This is a genomic window from Acidimicrobiales bacterium (assembly GCA_041394265.1).
Classification (GTDB): domain Bacteria; phylum Actinomycetota; class Acidimicrobiia; order Acidimicrobiales; family SZUA-35; genus JBBQUN01.
In genome coordinates this window covers 4,014,728-4,030,936 of sequence record JAWKIO010000005.1, presented here as the reverse complement: position 1 = coordinate 4,030,936, position 16,209 = coordinate 4,014,728, and the positions used below count along the sequence as shown (strand labels likewise).

Here is a 16,209-nt window from a genome sequence, read left to right as displayed (position 1 = left end):
AACCACCGAGCAGCTCGACGATCAGCGCACCTCGGGGCTTGGCCAGGGCAACCCGCCGAGCTGTGCGATGACCGACGACACGTGTGTGTCGAGCGCGAGCCGCTGCTCGGTGTCGACACCCAGGAGATCCGACAGGTGATCGGCGAAGAGCGCCCACCCCAGGCCGAGCGCCGATGCGGTCGCGACCATGGTGTCGATCTCGGTGCTGGTCAGATCGGGTCGAGACGAGGCGAGCGCCGCCCGCCAGGCCGATGAGATCGGGTTGGACGAGCCGAGGTCCTTGCCCTGATCGAGCTGGATCCGGGCGACGGCCCGCGCCAGCTCACCACCACGACGCGAGGCAAGATCCGGCGGAGGGAACCCGTCGTCGTCGACCTCGAGACTGGCCCGCTGATTGATGGCGTCGACGGCCGCCGACAACAGGCCCTGCTTGTTCTCGAAGTACGCATGGACCAGACCGTGGTTGACGCCGGCACGGGCGGCGATTCGGCGGATCGAGACGTCGAGACCCTCCTCCATGATGAACGCGATCGTGGCGTCGATCAGCGCATCGCACACCGCATCACGACCGAACGGACGAGCATCGATGTGCTCGCCCGCCCGTGGTTCGATCAGTCCGCCGGCATCGGCGTCGTCGGCCTCGGCCACGAATCAGCGACCGAGCAGCACCGGGATGCTCCGCGGCCCCCGCACCTGCCCGTTGGCCCAGGTGGTTTCCTTCGACGAGTCGAGCGAGTAGCCGGGGAACGCCCGCAGCCATTCCTGGAGACCGACCAGCAGCTCGAGCCGAGCAAGGTTCGAGCCGAGGCAGCGGTGGATTCCGAGCCCGAAGGCGACGTGCCGGTTCTTGGCCCGGTCGATCTGGAACTGCTCGGGGTTCTCGAACGCCGCCGGGTCGTGGTTGGCCGCCGGGAAGGTCAGCAGGGTCTGGTCGCCGGCATGGATCGGGCAACCGGCGACCTCGGTGTCGGCGATGACCTTGCGACCCATGGTGACGGGTGCGTAGTACCGCAGCACTTCCTCGCTGGCGGTCATCCACAGCGGATCGTCGTTGTCGACCGCCACGAGCGCTTCGACCTCTTCGGGGTGCTGGGCGAAGTGCCACAGGCCCGACGCCAACGCACTCCACGTGGTGTCGATGCCGGCGATGATCATGAGCTTGACGTAGCCCAGCTTGAGCTCGAGCGCTGCGGGCACCCCGTCGAACTCGGCGTTGGTGATGAGCGTGAGGAGGTCGTCCTTGGGTTCGGCCGCCCGCAGCTCGAGCATCTTGCCCATGTAGTCGTCCATCTCGATCCGCAACTGCTCACGAACGGCGTTGTCGCGGGGTGCGAGCTGGAAGTTGCGGAAGATCCAGTCACGGAACATGTCGGCGTCGGACTCGGGCACGCCGAGCAGGGCGCAGATGCCGTGTACCGGGATGTGTTGCGCGTATTGCACCGCAGCATCGGCGGACTCGGCGTCGCCGATGTCGCTGATCAGCTTGCGACAGAAGTCGCGCATGTCCTTTTCCATGGGCTCGATCACCTTGGGGCTGAACGAGGGAAGCAGGAGCCGGCGATGGTCGTGGTGATCGGGCGGATCGGAGGTGATGGGCGGGGCCGGGGTGCGAGGAGCGTCGGGGCGGGCGACGCTCACCCACACCGACGAGAAGTGTTCGGTGTCGTGAGCGATGGCAGCAACGGCGTCCATCGTGACCGGCATGTGGGCCCGCCCGTAGCGCTCGGTGGTCGCCATCGGCCCCTGCTCGCGCACCTGATTCCAGATGTCGATGGCATTGGGGCCCCACTGGTCATCGAGCCAGTCCCAGTCGTGCACCCAGTCGGTGACCGGGGAGAGTTCTTGGCTGCCGGTTTCGTAGATGGACATCGGGTCTCCTGAGAGGTGGACGGAGGATGCGAACGGACAGCGACCGTGACGATTGCAGACCGTCGACGTGACGCGAGACACATCCTAGTCACGCGACTAACCCGTGGGAAGGGGTGTCTCGAGAGCCACCACGATCAGCTGCGCCAGCTCCGCAGACGATCGTTGAGGAAGACCCCGTCGGGGTCGACTGCGTCGCGGGCTCGCCACCAGTCGTCCCACCGCGGATGCCGCTCGGCGAGGCGAGCGCCATCGAGGTAATGAACCTTGCCCCAGTGGGGGCGGCCGTCGTAGCGAAGGAAGATCTGTTCGCAGGCTCGGAAGAACGGTTCTGCCGGCAGGCCGATGCCCTGGTGCACCGAGATCGTGGCCACCGTGCGGCCGTAGGCCTGCGACAACCACACGTCGTCGGCTGCGACCCGTCGGTACTCGACGGGCCACCGCACCTCGCTGAACTCGCCGCGCATCAGCGAACGGATCTCGTCGAGGCACTCGAGCGAGGTCTCGACCGGCACGGCGTACTCCATCTCGGTGTGGAGATGTGGCCGGTGATTGGGCAACACTTCGTAGCTCCAATTGCATCGCTCGCCTTCACCCGCCACCGGATACACCGCCCGCCGTTCGGTGATGTCCATTGACTTGGCGTGCGCAAGGTCGGTGTCGGCGTACCAGAAGAACTCGAAGTGCCGATGCGCCTCGCTCAGGTCGTCGATCTGCGGTCGTAGGTCGTCGTAGCTCGCGCGCCAACTGGTCTCGGCCAACCGGTAGGCCGGTTCGAGGTCGAGTTCAAGCTCGGTCACGACGCCGAACGCGCCGAGTCCCAGTCGGGCAGCGTGGAAGAGTTCGGCGTGTTCGGTCGAGCTGCAGCGAACGACCCCACCACCGGCTGTCACCAAGGTCATCCCCACGACGGCCGAGGTCAGGTTCGACAGCCGGAGGCCGGTGCCGTGCGTGCCGGTGCCGATCGCACCGGCGATGGCCTGGCGGTCGATGTCGCCCTGATTGCGCAACGCCAGCCCGGCGTCGTGCAACGGCCGACCGAGGGCGTAGATGGTCGTGCCGGCCCACACCCGGGCCCGCCCCTGCTCGCGATCCGCCGAGATGACGCCCGTGAGTCCGGACAGATCGAGGACCACGCCATCGGTCGGCACGAGGCGGTAGTGACTGTGCCCAGAACCGGCGACGCGGACCGGCATCGCAGCATCGGCGGCCTCGGCAACCACGGCCGAGATGTCATCGACGCTACGGGCGAAGTGCAGTTGCGCCGGCGAGCACGTCTCGCTCTGTGACCAGTTGGACCATGACACCATTCCTCAGCTCCCCCATGACTCGTTCACCACGTTAGTGTCACCCTCGTGATCCGCCCGTGAGCAATCAGCACACCGAGAGCGACGACCCACTGCCGATACGCAACACCGGCGGCCCCGAGGGAACCGGGCCCTCGACTGCACACCCCGGCGGCTTCAAACACGGCATGCGAGCGCTGCGACACCGCGACTTCCGCGTCTTCCTCATCGGCGCCGTCGCCTCCAACACCGGCAGCTGGCTCCAGAACCTTGCCGTGCCGTTTGTCCTGTTCGAGATCACCAACAAGTCGATCTACGTCGGACTCGCCGGGTTCGCCCAGTTCATCCCGTCCTTCGCGCTCGGGCCGCTCGGTGGATCGCTCGCTGATCGCCTCGATCGGAAGAAGGTCCTCATCGCCGCCCAGATCCTGATGGCGGTCGCTGCCTTCCTCCTGTGGGCGGCGTGGGCACTCGACGTCCGCGATCCGTGGGTGATCCTCGCCATCACGGCACTCACCGGCGTGTTCAACGGGATCATGATCCCGAGCTGGCAGGCCTTCGTGCCCTCGCTCGTCCCCAAGTCCGACCTCTCGTCGGCCATCACGCTGAACTCGACCCAGTTCAACGCTTCACGTGCGATCGGCCCGGCGCTGGCCGGCCTACTCCTCGCCACGGTTGGGCCGGCATGGGCCTTCTTCCTGAACGGCGTGTCGTTCCTGGCGGTGATCGGCGCCCTGCTGATGGTGCACCCGTCGCAGACCAACTTCGCCTCGGGCGCCAAGGCCAGCGTGGTCGCGGAGTTCCGATCGGCGCTGTCCTACATCCGTCAGCGCACCGGCATCCTCGTCAGCATCGTGTGCGCCATGCTGGTCGCCTTCTTCGGCAACCCGGTCACCCAGTTCACGGTCGTCTTCGCGAAGCAGGTGTACGGCGCCGGACCGAACGTGCTCGGCGTGTTGGCCGCCGCCGTGGGCATCGGCGCCGTCATGGCCGCCCCGGCACTGTCGACCTGGGACACCCGCGTGTCGAGATCCGACGTCGTTCGCTACGGGCTCCCGCTCTACGGCATCGCCGTGATCTCCTTCGGCCTGGCCCCGAACTGGCCCCTCGGACTCATCTCGTTGCTCTTCGTCGGCGCCGGGTTCCTCGCCGTGATTGCCACCACCAACACCGCCGTGCAGATGATCGTGACCGACTCGATGCGAGGGCGGGTCATGTCGGCGAGGGTCATGGGGTTCACCCTGTCGTTCCCGCTGGGTTCGCTGGTACAGGGCATCCTCGCCGACACCATCGGCCCGCAGGCAACCGTCGTCATGTCGGGAGGCGTGCTGCTGATCTTCGCCCTGTTCTTGGCCAGCCGACCTCGACTGCTCGAGACGCTGAACGCGAATTCGGATGACTGAGATGAACCAAGCGAGCAACCGCTCGACACCGCAATCGGGCGGCCCCACGGGAGCCACGATCCTCGGCTGGGCCTTCGTTGCAATCCAGGCCATCCTCCTGGTGGCGTTGGTCGTCTTGCCTTCGTCGGATCACTGGCCGACGCCGTCGTGGCTCCGGACGGCGGGGACCGTGTTGGTCGGCGTCGGCCTTCTCGAGACCGTCGTGGCCTCGCTCCGCCTCGGCCGGTCGCTCACACCGACGCCGGTGCCCAGGGAAAGGGGGTCGCTCGCCACCGACGGCCTCTATCGATACGTTCGCCACCCGATCTACACCGGTGTGCTGTGCATCGTCGCCGGGCTGGTCGCTGCATCAGGCAACGTGTCCACCCTGGCGGTCGGTGCGGTGACCGTGGGGTTCTTCCACCTGAAGGCTCGATGGGAGGAACACCGCCTCGCCGAGCACTATCCCGACTACGAGGCGTACGCCGCAGTGACACCGCGGTTCATTCCGAGACCGCGGCGCCACTGAGCATCGAGCACCGGGCCGTCTGGCCCCGCCCTCGAGCATCGGCGTCAGGCCCGACCCTTGAGCATCGCGTTCCAGTAGAGCATGGGGAGGCCGTGCTTCTTGACGAGCCACATGTCGCGACGAGGCTTCTGCAGATCGATGATCGGGAACGACGGCGCCGGCTGGAGGTCGTAGTCGAACTCGGCGAGGAGCATGCGCGATCGCGACGTGGTGAGCGGACACGAGGCGTAGCCGTCGTACTTCTTGCCGTCGAGCGCCTGACCGGCCAGCTGCTTCACGACGTTCGCCGCCACCACCGGCGCCTGCTTGCGAACAGCGGCCCCCGTCTTGGAGTTGGGCGTCGAGCCGGCGTCGCCGAGAGCGAAGATGTTCGGGTAGCGAACGTGCTGCAGCGTGTGCTTGTCGACATCGACGTAGCCCGCAGGAGTGTCGTTTGCGAGCGGGCTGTGCTTGACCCAGTCCGGTGCCGACTGATGCGGCACGACGTGCATCATGTCGTACGGAAGGGTGAAGCCGGGGCCGTCGGGCTCCATCGACTTGAACACGGCCTTGCGTGCGTCGACCTCGACCGACTCGAGTTCGGCGAGCAGGTGAAGGTTGATGCCGTAGTCCTCGACCACCTTGTCGAGTGCGTCGGCGAACTGGGGAACGCCGAAGGTGCGTGGCGTCGGAAGGATCAGGTGCACGTCGATGTTGTCGAGCACTCCCTGTTGCCGCCAGTAGTCACAGGCGAGGTAGGCGATCTTCTGTGGCGCACCAGCGCACTTGATCGGCCCGCTCGGCATGGTGAACACCGCCGTTCCCGAGGTGGTGTTGCGAATGAACTCCCACGTCTTCGGGGCGAGATCGAACGTGTAGTTCGATGACACACCGTTGCGGCCGATCGTGTCGGTCACACCAGGAATCTTGTCCCAGTCGAGCTGGATCCCGGGACAGACCACCAGCGCGTCGTAGCTGTACGTCTTGCCGCTCGCCGTCTCGACGGTGTTGTTGTCGGGATCGAAGGCACTAGCGGCGTCCTTGATCCACTTCACCCCCTTCGGGATGACCGAGGCCTCGTCGCGCTCTGTGTCCTCTCGCTTGGCGACGCCTCCGCCGACCAAGGTCCACATGGGCTGGTAGTGGTGTTTGTCGGACGGTTCGATGATGGCGATGTCGTCGATCTCACGCTTGAGTCGGGCGGCGACCGAGATGCCGGCGGCGCCGCCGCCGATGATGACGACTCGGTGGTGTGCTGTCGTGGCCATGAAAATTGTCTCCTCGTTCGTTGTCGCCCGATATGTGACCGGAGGCACAAACGTGCGGGCTCAGGAAAAGTACGGTCATTCGGACTGCCAGTCAAGCAATTGTCTGCTATTCTCTCAAAAGTCCGTACAAAGGAGGGGCCATGCGCCACCACAGCTCGATCGCCACTCTCGGCAGCGCCTCATGATCGGCGAGATCATCGCCATCGTCCTCGGCCTCGGCGTCGGCCTGTCACTCGGCGCACTCGGCGGCGGTGGCTCCACCCTGGCGGTACCGATCCTGGTCTTCATCGCCGGCATGGCCACCAAGGACGCCACCTCGGCATCCCTTCTGGTCGTCGGCGTCGCCTCGGCCATCGGCGCCTGGGGCCACTACCGCAACGGCTACGTCAAGCTCCAAGCCGGCCTGGCATTCGGCGCCGCCGGCATCGTGGGTTCCCGCATCGGCACCACCATCAACCGATCACTCCCCGAGAAGGCGCTCCTGCTGGCGTTCTCGGGGCTCATCCTCTTTGTCGCCGTCCGCATGCTCCGCAGCGCCAAACGGGCCGAGGCCGCCCACGCAGCGGGGACGACACCTCCCTCCAGCCCGACACCGTCATCGAGCACGTCCGGAGGGGTCGCCACACAGACCAAGGTGCTGCCAACCTCGACCCCCGCGCTCGACCTGTCACCCCGTTCGGTGGCAAAGCTCGTGGCGGCCGCCAGCGGTGTCGGTCTCCTCACCGGCCTGTTCGGCGTGGGCGGCGGCTTCGCCGTGGTCCCGGCGCTGACCCTCCTCCTCGGCTTCTCCACCAAGGACGCCATCGGCACGTCGTTGGTGGTGATCTCGATCAACACGGCCATCGCCCTGGCGCTCCGGTCGGGGCATCTCGACTTCGACTGGGGACTCGTGCTGCCGTTCCTGGCCACCGTCACCTTCGGCGTGCTCGTCGGTTCTCGCCTCGCCAACAAGATCGACGCAGCCCGCCTCACCAAGAGCTTTGCCATCATGCTCGCCCTGGTGGCGGTCTACACCGCCGGCGGCGCCGTCCTCTCGTGACCCGTTCCTGACCGAGTCCAGGCCGAGGCCCACCAACCGTCGGCCCTCCAGTCCACCCCTCCCGTTCTGTGCGTCAGAGTTCTCGCTGGCGGGAAGTTTGACGCACAGAACGGGGTCTGGCGGTGGGTTTGACGCACAGAACGGTCACGCCAGCAGCCAACCTCCGTCGACGTCGACCGTGGTACCGGTCACGAAATCGTTCTCGAGGCAGAACAGAATGGCGGCGGCGACCTCGTCGGCCGTCCCCGCCCGGGGAATCAGGTGCGAGGCGGTGGCCCGACGGAACGCTTCCGCTCGAGCGTCGCCCTCGAGCGGGTTGATGGGCGTGTCGATCGTGCCCGGTGCCACCACGTTGATGCGACGGGGGACGAGCTCTGGCGCCACCGACCGAGCGAGCGATTCGACGGCGGCACCCGCAGCACCCAGCGCGACCAGACCCGGCTTGATGCGCCGGGCCGGTGTCCCGCTGACCAGGACGATCGAGCCGCTCTCGCGGAGATGCTTCGCTCCGAACCGCACCACATTTGCGTAGCCCCACACCTTGTCGAAGGACTTACGAAAGCCCGCAGGGTCCATCTCGAGGAACGGGCCCATCGCTCGCTCCCCTCCCGTGGCAGCGCTGACGAGCGAGTCGTAGGGCCCACACTCCTCGAGAACGGCGGCGACAGCCGCTTCGTCGAGCACGTCACATGATCGAGTCTCGACACCGTCGGGGAGCGTTGCCCGCTCCGGATGGCGGCTGATCGCAACCACCTGTGCACCACGCGCAGCCAACTGCTCGACCGTCGCGAGCCCGATGCCCGACGTGCCTCCGAACACCACTGCCTTGGTTCCTGCCAGTTGCATCGCTTCGTCCCCTCTTCGTGCCGAGTGCCTGGAGCAGTTCCTAGCAGCGCCTCGACGAGGTGGCGAACGACCAGCGCCCGATGCGAGGTTCGGCCGCTCGGCTGTGGCATGCTCGCATCTGGCAGTGCTGCGGACCGCAGCGGCCGCGGCATCACGTCGCACGCAGGGCGAGCGACGATCCGGATCAACTCCGGTCAGCAAGGACAATCAGTGGCAGACGAGCCGCAACCGGCTTCGCCGGTGAGCGAACGATCAACCTATGAGGCGCTGTTCGACCTCGCCGAACGTCGGCGCGCCGTGGATCGCTCGGGCACCACCGACCTCGCCGAATACACGCTCGCCACCACCGACGACCCCAGCGAGCTCGCGGCAGCGCAGGTCGTGATCGCCCTCGAGCAGCGCGAGGCCGGCAACCTCGCCGAGGCCGAGCTCCTCCTGGAGTCGAGCATCGAGCAGCGCAACGCTGATCCTGCGATCGCCACCTTCGCCCGCTTGCGATTGGTGAACCTCCTCGCCTCGACCGGCCGACTCGACGACGCCGAGCGGCTGTTGACCACCATCGAACAGCCCGACGCCGACACCACCACGGTCGAGGTCCTCATCGAGCAGGCGAATCTCGCCAGCAAGCGTGAACGCCATGTGCTCGCCATCACCCGATGGCGCCGAGCCATCGACCGAGCATCGGCGCTGGGCGACGAACGCGGCGAGCTCGAGGCTCGGTGTGGCTACGCCGCCGACCTCCTCGACACCAACTGCATGAACGATGCCGAGATCCAGTGCCGCCTCGTTCTGCTTGCCCAGCCGACGAGCCGGCGGATTCGACTCGAGGCGAGTCGGCTCCTCGCACGCGTGCTCGCCGCCAAGGGCGAGATCGCCGAAGCGCTCCAGCGCATCGAACACACCGCCGATCTCGGTGACGACCAGCCGTGGGAAGCGGCACGAATCGCCGTCGCCCGGACTGAAGCGTTGCTCAGCTGCCGCCTCATCGACGAGGCGGAACATTCGGCAGCCGAGGCCATCGAGCTGACCGAGGCGACCCACGGAATCCACGCCCGCGGCGAGGCGCTCGTACTCCGGGCGCGGGTGGCCATCGCAGCCCGCCAGCTCGTTCCGGCGCTGCGCGACATCACCGCTGCCCTGGAACTCTTCGAGGAGGAAGGACGCACCCGCAGCGCCGAGCGAACCGAACGACTCCTGCAGGCGCTGGATCCGACCCAACCGCCGGTGTTCCCAATCGACGCGATCCTCGTCGACACCTCGTTGGTCGAGGCGCTCTACCTCACGATCAATCGTTGCGAGGATTCTCGTGACACCGTCCCATACTTCCGAGCGATTGCACCGGCGATCCATGCCGACAGCCTCCGACAGCGAGTACTCGGCCTGTCCGCTGCCGTGCAGCTCCATCTCATCTCCGGCAAGGTCGAGCGGGCGCATCGACTCATCGCCGACCTCCTCGACGCCGGCGAGGCCATGTGCCACGGCATCGGATCCATCGAGATGCGTTCGAAGATCTTCCTCGATCTCGGCGGCATCGAGCACATCGCGCTTGCGCTGGGGCGCCACGACCACCCGAGAGCGGCGTTCCGACTGTTCGACGCCGTCGCCGCCCGCGTCCATCACGACAGTGTTGCGACCGCGCGTGACTCGGAGTTCCTTCACCAACTCGAGGCGCTCCGTGAGGCGCATCGCCCCACGATCGACCTACGAACAGCGCCCGGCGAGGTCGCAGCAGCGGGCTCGCCTGGCGAGGTGGAGGCCAACGAGTTCGCTGCGCTCGAACAGCGAATTCGGTTCCTCTCGCGCCGCGCCGAAGCGTCACCGTCGCCACCAACGCCACACGATGATTGGCTGACGACCGCGTCACCGAACTCCCCCTCCGTCTGCTTCCTCGTTGCGTCCGAGCAGGTGTGGCGGTGCTACAGCGACGGTGAGCTCGATCAGCTCGAACTCGTCGGGCCCCTCGCCCAGATCGACCAGGCCATTCGCCGATTCCGTTTCACATTCGACCTTGCAGTGAACGGCCTCCGACCTCGGGTCGAGGTCGATGCGGTGCGTGTTGCCGGTTCTGCCCTCCACGATCTCCTGCTCACTGGCCTTCCCAACGAGCACAACGAGCACAACGATCTGAACATGCGACTCCAGCGGTTCCTCACCGACGTGCCGTGGCGACTGCTCGATCCCGAACGCTTTGCACGTAGCTGGGTCAATCCCGGTGTTCCCTACCGCAACGAGCCGGTTTCGATGCCGCCGCTCGACCGGGTCTCGATCATCATCGGACCCGACCTCGGCCATCCGGCGACCGAGGAGGCCGAGGCGATCGCCGCCATCCACCCCAACGCACGAGTGCTTCGCGACGCCACCGTGCAACAAGCGCTCGAGGCGTTCGAGCACTCCGACCTCGTCCATCTGGTGGGACACGGGCTTCCGCACCCCAATGACCCACTCCTCACGAGTGTCCAGCTCCAGGATGGACCGCTCACCGCCTACGACCTCGAGACGATCGACCAGGCGCCGGCCGTCGTCGTGCTGGCCGCCTGTGGCCTCGGCGCGTCGTGTGCCACCGGAAATGGCTCGGCCTATGGCCTCCCCGGAGTGCTGCTGCGCCTTGGCTCTCTTGCTGTCATCGGGTCCCCGCTGTGGATCGACAACACGCTGACGTCGCTGATCATGCCGGATCTTCACCGGTCGTTGGCCGACGGCATGCCGCCCGCCGAAGCACTCGCGCTCGTGCCGAATGGGGACCACAAGCGTGACCTGACCGCGCAGTCCGTGATGTCGATGCAATCCGGACCGCTCGTTGCCCGCAGGCCGTAGCGGTCGTCGACCATCCTCGGCCGGCAGGCCCACCGGGCAATCCGCCGCCGGTTCGAACGAAGCGCCACAGGGTGAGAGGATGCCCCGGTGGCCACCACCAGCACCCGTCAGTCGGCCGTCGCACCGGCACCGTTCGTCGATCCCTTGATCGCCATGGCCTTCGTGGTGGTGCTGTGGGGTATCGGCCCGCCCATCACGAAGCTCGTCACGGCGCCACCGCTCGTCGGCACCATGGTGCGCTTCGGCATCTCGTTCCCGCTGCTCTTCGCCATCGTGCTGCTGCGCGGACAGCGCATCTCGTGGTCGCTCCTGCGCTCGACGATGCTGCCGGGGCTCGCCTTCGGCACCAATCTGGTCTTCGTCTTCGCCACACTCCAAGAGGCGTCGGTGGCCGTGTTGTCCACCACCGTCGCCATCCAGCCGGCACTCCTCCTGATCATTGCCGGGCCGCTGTTCGGCGAGTGGCCGTCGGCTCGCCACGTGGCCTGGAGCGCCGTCGGGATCCTCGGTGCGGCCATCGTCATCCTCGGGGCCGGTGCAGGTGTGCGAGCATCACCGCTCGGCATCCTGCTCGCTGTCACCGCTCTCCTCACCTTCTCGGTGTACTTCGTGCTCACTCGCGTTGCCCGGTCCGGGTCCGATGTCGATCCGATCCAATGGATGGCGGGCATCAACCTGTGGGCATTCGTCGCCGCCATCCCGCCGTCGCTGTTCCTCGTCCGAGGGGACGAGCTCCGTCAGTTCGGCGGAATGGACTGGCTGTGGATCGTGATCATTGCGTATCTCACCGGCGTCACGGGCCACGTGGCGATGAGTTGGCTCCATGCCTACCTCGAGGCGGCTCGCTCGTCGCTCTATCTGCTCGCCATGCACCTGGTGGCCGTCGGCCTCGCCTGGCCGATCCACGACGAACCGGTGACGCTGATGCAAGTCGTCGGCGGCATCGTGCTGCTCGGATCGGTGACCGCCGTGATCCGACTGCCCACCCGCATCAGCACTCCTGCCACGCAGGGGACGGCGACGTCGTCACGTTGAGTCGGCGCCTCGGAGCCAGGACTTCGAGGCGTCGGTGCGTGGTGCCATCGGAGGGAGTCGAACCCATTCACCGGCCCCGAAGAACCGGTCCGCAACGCCGTACCGCGGCTGGCACCTACCACGCTACCCGCTGATTCGATCGTCAAACCTTTCGTTCGCCGGGCGGCTGGCGGCATGTCGACGGGCGGTCGGCCGTCACGCTTCGACGGCGACCATGGCCCACCCGACAAGTGCGCCATCAGCGGCGTCGACCACCTCGACACGAACCACGGCCCCGCCGCCATACCGGCGCACGATCTCGCCTCGGGTCTCGGCCGGCCCCTCTCCCGTCTGGGCGAGGAAGCGGAAGGCGAGGTCGACCACCCGCGCGTTCGACCCCACCATCGCACACGCACCGACATCGGCGAGCAGCGCTGCTGCGCCGCCTTGGATCGTGCCGATGCTGTTCGACACGAACGGGCCGTGCGGCAGTCGAGCGATGCCTCGACCGGCGTCGACCACCTCGATGCCGCAAGCCTCCTCGAGCGGTCGGTCGAGGACCGGTCCATTGCCGAAACGCCGCCATGCCCCGTCATCGTTGGCCGCCGGAATGTCATGACGCGACGCCTCTCGACGAATTCGAGCGAACTCCACCGTCGACGTCGCCACCGGCCGGTCGCCCTGCGACACCTCACAGGCAACGACGATCAGCCGCTTGCCCGCCCGCAGCAGCCGATTGCTGATCTCGATCGGCCCGCCATCCGGGGCAATGGGAGCTCGCTCGCTGATCCACAGGTTGGAGGTTGCCATCCAATCCCCGGCGGCGTGCCGGGAGGCAACGCTTCCGCCCACCATGTCGACGACCGGCACCAGCGAACCGAGCGAGGGTCGCACCGGATGGAGATCGACGAGGCACCGTCCGTCGAGGCTCGTCGGGGTCCGACGAACATCGATCGCGAGTGACGTGATGATGTGATGCGATGGCGGATAGACCGCCATCAGGAGCAGGCCCAGATCTTCTGCAACACCGGCATCAGTGATTGATCGGCGCACCGCGCGCGTCGTCGTCGACCGCCATCAACGCATCGGCCAGATGTTCGATCAGGTGCCCACGCATGCTCGTCTCCCTCGAGCTGAGATCGTCGAGTTCGAGCGGGTCGTTGCCGAGATCGAACAGCAAATCCTCGCCCGAGCTGAAACGGGTGTACTTGTGCTGTGCGGTGACGAGGGTTCGACTCTTGGCCGGTATCGGCGCCAGGGCGGCGAGTCCCGCCGGCAGATCGTCCTCGATCAGGATGTGATCTCGAACCGTTGCCGCCGGATCATCGAGGATTGGCACCAGGCTCGAGCCCTGGATCCCGACGTAGCCCTCGAGCCCGGCGAGATCGAGCAGGGTCGAGCCCAGGTCGATGCTGCCGGCGAGCGACGTGGTGCGGGCCGGCGCCCGGTCGGGGTCGACGATGACCAGCGGCACCTGGAGCGTGCCGCGATAGGGCATGTAGCCCTTCAGCATCAGACCGTGATCACCCATCATGTCGCCATGGTCGGAGGTGAACACCACGATCGTGTCGTCGGTCTGGCCCAGCCGATCGATGGTCGCCAGGATGCGGCCGACCGCGTCGTCGATCATCTCGATCGAGCCGTAGGTGGCGGCGAGGCACTCTCGCATGAGCTCGTGATCGGTCGCGCCACACATGCCGACCCACCCCCGCTGCTTCGTCGGCGGTGTGCGCTGGAACCGACGGAGGTAGTCGGGCGCCGTGGCCAGGTCGTCGGCAATCGACGGCGAGAGCGGCATGTCGGCCGGGTCGTGGCGGTCGAACCATTCGCCGGGTGGGGTCATCGGATGGTGCGGATCGGGGAACGAGGCCATCACCAGCCACGGTGATCCACCCGCTGCCGCTTCCTCGATGAACGCCGAGGTCTGCTCGGCGACGAACGTGGTCGAATGGAGCTCGGGCCCATACGGCGGTTCGTACACCTGCCACCACCGATCGGAGCGCCGCTTCGCCGGCGCTTCGTCGGTCATCGGAACGACGAGCTGCTCGTACACCCCGCCTCGATCGAGGGCCCACTGCAAATGATGGCCGGTGATCCGTGAGCCGTGGTCGATCGACAGCTCGACGTGTTCGAAGCCGTAGAACGAGGGCGGGAAGTCGGGCGGCCCGTCGGCGAAGCTCTCGTGATCTTCGAGGGTGTTCCAGCCCGGTGGCCATGGATCGTCGAACGCACCCGAGGAGCCGATGGGCACGACAGCGTTGCGGCTGAGGCCGTGCTGGAGGTGTGACTTGCCGATCAGCGCCGTGCGCCAACCGGCGGCGAGGAACTGGCGAACGAACGTATTGGCGCCCCAGTCGAGCGAGCGGTCATTGAAGATCACGCCGTGCGCCGTGGGCATCCGCCCCGTCATGATCGTCGATCGGTTCGGCATGCAGACCGGATTGGCTACCCAGGCCGAGTCGAACACGGTGCCTCGAGCCGCGAGGGCATCGAGATTCGGTGTCTGCACGATCTCGTTGCCTGCAAACCCGACATGGTCGGCCCGCTGCTGATCGGTGATGATGAACAGCACGTTCGGTCGGCGTCCCGGTGCCTCGTCGCTCACACACTTCCTCCTCGTCTCGACCCCCGTCGGGCCAGAACGTAGCATCCGACCTGTGACCGAACGAAGGGGACCACTCGCCGGGATCCGAGTCGTCGAGATCGCCACCGTGATCATGGGTCCGTACGGCGCCCAGCTGCTCGGCGACCTCGGTGCCGAGGTGATCAAGATCGAGACCGGGCGGGGTGACAGCAGCCGGGCCATGGGTGGCGGGCCGCATCCCCAGTTGAGCGGGATCGCGCTGAACCTCCATCGCAACAAGTCTTCGATCGTGCTCGACCTGAAACGACCGGAGGCGATCGATGTCGTGAAGCGGCTGCTGGCCGATGCCGACGTGCTCCTCACGAACCTGCGGCCCGGGCCGCTGGCACGCCTCGGCCTCGACTACGAGGCGCTGAAGGACGACTTCCCTCGGCTCGTGGTCTGTCAGGCGCAGGGGTTCGCAAGCGACTCGAGCGAGGCTGGGCTCCCGGCGTACGACGACATCATCCAGGCCCTCACCGGCTTCCCGCAGCTCGGCCAGATCGCCTTCGACATCACCCACTTCCTCCCGACCATCGTGGCCGACAAGGTCGCCGGGACGTTCATCTCCCAGGGCGTGCTCGCCGCGCTGGTTGCCCGAGGAACCACGGGTCGTGGGCAGCGGGTCGAGGTCCCGATGTTCGACACAGCCCTGGCGTTCAACCTCGTCGAACACCTGGCGAGAGCGACCATCGCCGGTGGGCCACCCGGGTACAACCGGGTCCTCACACCCCACCGCGGTCCGCACAAGACACTCGACGGCTACATCGCCATGCTCCCCTACACCGACGCCCAGTGGCAGGCGCTGTTCGCTGCGGTCGGCAAGGAGGAGATCCTCCTCGAACCGAGCTTTGCCACGCATCGGGCTCGGCTCGACAACGCCGACGAGGTCTACGGCACCCTGGGGGCGATCGCGGCCGAGCGGACCACTGCCGACTGGCTCGAACTCTGCGCCGAACATGCCGTCCCCGTGGCGCCGATCCCGCCGCTCGCCGACATCGTCGACGATCCGGCGCACCACCGTGGAGCGCTCGTCGATCGCGAGCATCCCGTCGCCGGTGCTTACCGATCGATCCGGGCGCCGCTGCGGTTCAGCGAGTCCGCACTCGGCGACCCGTCGCCGGCGCCGCTCGTCGGCCAGGACACCGTCGAGATCCTGCGCCTGGCCGGCCTCGACGACGACGCCATCGATCGCTTGCTCGCCGACGGCGTCGCCTCGACCTGATCGACGGCAATGTCATCCCGACGTGCGAAGGGCCGATCCGATCAGCGTGCGGCGTCGACCGCCTGACGCAGCACCTGTCTGAGGTCGAGCGAGTCGCTGCCGACCCGTCGCAGGACCGGCCCCAACGCATCGAGGAGCGCTTCGACCGTCACGCCGTTGGCGTTGGCATACGCCTCCCACGCTCGAGCGGTGTCATCCTCCAGTTCCGCCAGCAGCAGCTTGCCTTCGGTCGTCATCATGTCTTCCTCCCAGGGCACCATCTTGGGTTACGAACGTCGAGAAAGAAACTCGTTCCGGAAAGTTTCCGACGGGTAGTTGCGTAATTGCTGCTCACGACG

The 16,209-nt window shown here is 66.9% G+C and carries 14 protein-coding genes; 6 read left to right on the top strand and 8 right to left on the bottom strand.

Annotation, left to right across the window (positions count from 1 at the left end):
• Nucleotides 1-21: 21 nt before the first annotated feature.
• The 3 genes from R2733_19470 to R2733_19460 form a co-directional block, all read right to left on the bottom strand.
• Entirely contained in the window at nucleotides 22-648 is a 627-nt protein-coding gene (locus R2733_19470) for a TetR family transcriptional regulator (protein ID MEZ5378690.1), read from the bottom strand.
• A gap of 3 nt (nucleotides 649-651) precedes the next feature.
• Entirely contained in the window at nucleotides 652-1,869 is a 1,218-nt protein-coding gene (locus R2733_19465; protein ID MEZ5378689.1) for a cytochrome P450, read from the bottom strand.
• 134 nt (nucleotides 1,870-2,003) lie between these two features.
• Nucleotides 2,004-3,173, bottom strand: a complete 1,170-nt coding sequence (locus tag R2733_19460; protein ID MEZ5378688.1) for a D-arabinono-1,4-lactone oxidase — start codon at nucleotides 3,171-3,173, stop codon at nucleotides 2,004-2,006.
• Nucleotides 3,174-3,232: 59 nt separating this feature from the next.
• Here R2733_19460 and R2733_19455 point away from each other — a divergent pair, with 59 nt between their 5' ends.
• Both R2733_19455 and R2733_19450 read left to right on the top strand, forming a co-directional pair.
• Complete coding sequence (locus R2733_19455) at nucleotides 3,233-4,555, top strand: MFS transporter (GenBank protein MEZ5378687.1); 1,323 nt, start codon at nucleotides 3,233-3,235, stop codon at nucleotides 4,553-4,555.
• Complete coding sequence (locus R2733_19450) at nucleotides 4,548-5,063, top strand: isoprenylcysteine carboxylmethyltransferase family protein (GenBank protein ID MEZ5378686.1); 516 nt, start codon at nucleotides 4,548-4,550, stop codon at nucleotides 5,061-5,063. Before R2733_19455 ends, R2733_19450 begins: the two co-directional genes overlap by 8 nt.
• Before the next feature lie 44 nt (nucleotides 5,064-5,107).
• Here R2733_19450 and R2733_19445 read toward each other — a convergent pair whose 3' ends face one another.
• On the bottom strand, nucleotides 5,108-6,310 hold the full coding sequence (locus R2733_19445) for an FAD/NAD(P)-binding oxidoreductase (GenBank protein MEZ5378685.1): 1,203 nt from the start codon (nucleotides 6,308-6,310) through the stop codon (nucleotides 5,108-5,110).
• Nucleotides 6,311-6,491: 181 nt separating this feature from the next.
• Here R2733_19445 and R2733_19440 point away from each other — a divergent pair, with 181 nt between their 5' ends.
• The gene (locus R2733_19440) at nucleotides 6,492-7,349 is read left to right on the top strand and encodes a sulfite exporter TauE/SafE family protein (protein ID MEZ5378684.1); all 858 of its coding nucleotides are present in this window, start codon (nucleotides 6,492-6,494) and stop codon (nucleotides 7,347-7,349) included.
• A gap of 144 nt (nucleotides 7,350-7,493) precedes the next feature.
• Here R2733_19440 and R2733_19435 read toward each other — a convergent pair whose 3' ends face one another.
• Nucleotides 7,494-8,195: an SDR family oxidoreductase gene (locus tag R2733_19435; GenBank protein ID MEZ5378683.1), complete on the bottom strand. Its 702-nt coding sequence runs from the start codon at nucleotides 8,193-8,195 to the stop codon at nucleotides 7,494-7,496.
• A gap of 240 nt (nucleotides 8,196-8,435) precedes the next feature.
• Here R2733_19435 and R2733_19430 point away from each other — a divergent pair, with 240 nt between their 5' ends.
• Nucleotides 8,436-11,009, top strand: a complete 2,574-nt coding sequence (locus tag R2733_19430; GenBank protein MEZ5378682.1) for a CHAT domain-containing protein — start codon at nucleotides 8,436-8,438, stop codon at nucleotides 11,007-11,009.
• 87 nt (nucleotides 11,010-11,096) lie between these two features.
• Nucleotides 11,097-12,044 carry a DMT family transporter gene (locus tag R2733_19425; protein ID MEZ5378681.1) on the top strand — a complete coding sequence of 316 codons (948 nt, stop codon included), beginning with the start codon at nucleotides 11,097-11,099 and terminating at the stop codon, nucleotides 12,042-12,044.
• A gap of 195 nt (nucleotides 12,045-12,239) precedes the next feature.
• Here R2733_19425 and R2733_19420 read toward each other — a convergent pair whose 3' ends face one another.
• Both R2733_19420 and R2733_19415 read right to left on the bottom strand, forming a co-directional pair.
• Nucleotides 12,240-13,076: a hypothetical protein gene (locus tag R2733_19420; GenBank protein ID MEZ5378680.1), complete on the bottom strand. Its 837-nt coding sequence runs from the start codon at nucleotides 13,074-13,076 to the stop codon at nucleotides 12,240-12,242.
• A complete protein-coding gene (locus R2733_19415; GenBank protein ID MEZ5378679.1) occupies nucleotides 13,057-14,628 on the bottom strand; it encodes a sulfatase-like hydrolase/transferase in 1,572 nt (523 codons plus the stop codon). The genes R2733_19420 and R2733_19415 overlap by 20 nt, the downstream gene beginning before the upstream one ends.
• Before the next feature lie 52 nt (nucleotides 14,629-14,680).
• Here R2733_19415 and R2733_19410 point away from each other — a divergent pair, with 52 nt between their 5' ends.
• Nucleotides 14,681-15,871 carry a CoA transferase gene (locus R2733_19410; GenBank protein ID MEZ5378678.1) on the top strand — a complete coding sequence of 397 codons (1,191 nt, stop codon included), beginning with the start codon at nucleotides 14,681-14,683 and terminating at the stop codon, nucleotides 15,869-15,871.
• Nucleotides 15,872-15,912: 41 nt separating this feature from the next.
• On the opposite strand, the gene R2733_19405 is transcribed toward R2733_19410, so the two are convergent.
• Nucleotides 15,913-16,110: a hypothetical protein gene (locus R2733_19405; protein MEZ5378677.1), complete on the bottom strand. Its 198-nt coding sequence runs from the start codon at nucleotides 16,108-16,110 to the stop codon at nucleotides 15,913-15,915.
• Nucleotides 16,111-16,209: the final 99 nt, after the last annotated feature.

Excerpts from the sequence above, each read along its gene's own strand:
- R2733_19465 (MEZ5378689.1), bottom strand. The coding sequence starts at position 1,869 with ATGTCCATCTACGAAACCGGCAGCCAAGAACTCTCCCCGGTCACCGAC.
- R2733_19450 (MEZ5378686.1), top strand. The coding sequence starts at position 4,548 with ATGACTGAGATGAACCAAGCGAGCAACCGCTCGACACCGCAATCGGGC.
- R2733_19445 (MEZ5378685.1), bottom strand. The coding sequence starts at position 6,310 with ATGGCCACGACAGCACACCACCGAGTCGTCATCATCGGCGGCGGCGCC.
- R2733_19440 (MEZ5378684.1), top strand. The coding sequence starts at position 6,492 with ATGATCGGCGAGATCATCGCCATCGTCCTCGGCCTCGGCGTCGGCCTG.
- R2733_19435 (MEZ5378683.1), bottom strand. The coding sequence starts at position 8,195 with ATGCAACTGGCAGGAACCAAGGCAGTGGTGTTCGGAGGCACGTCGGGC.
- R2733_19405 (MEZ5378677.1), bottom strand. The coding sequence starts at position 16,110 with ATGATGACGACCGAAGGCAAGCTGCTGCTGGCGGAACTGGAGGATGAC.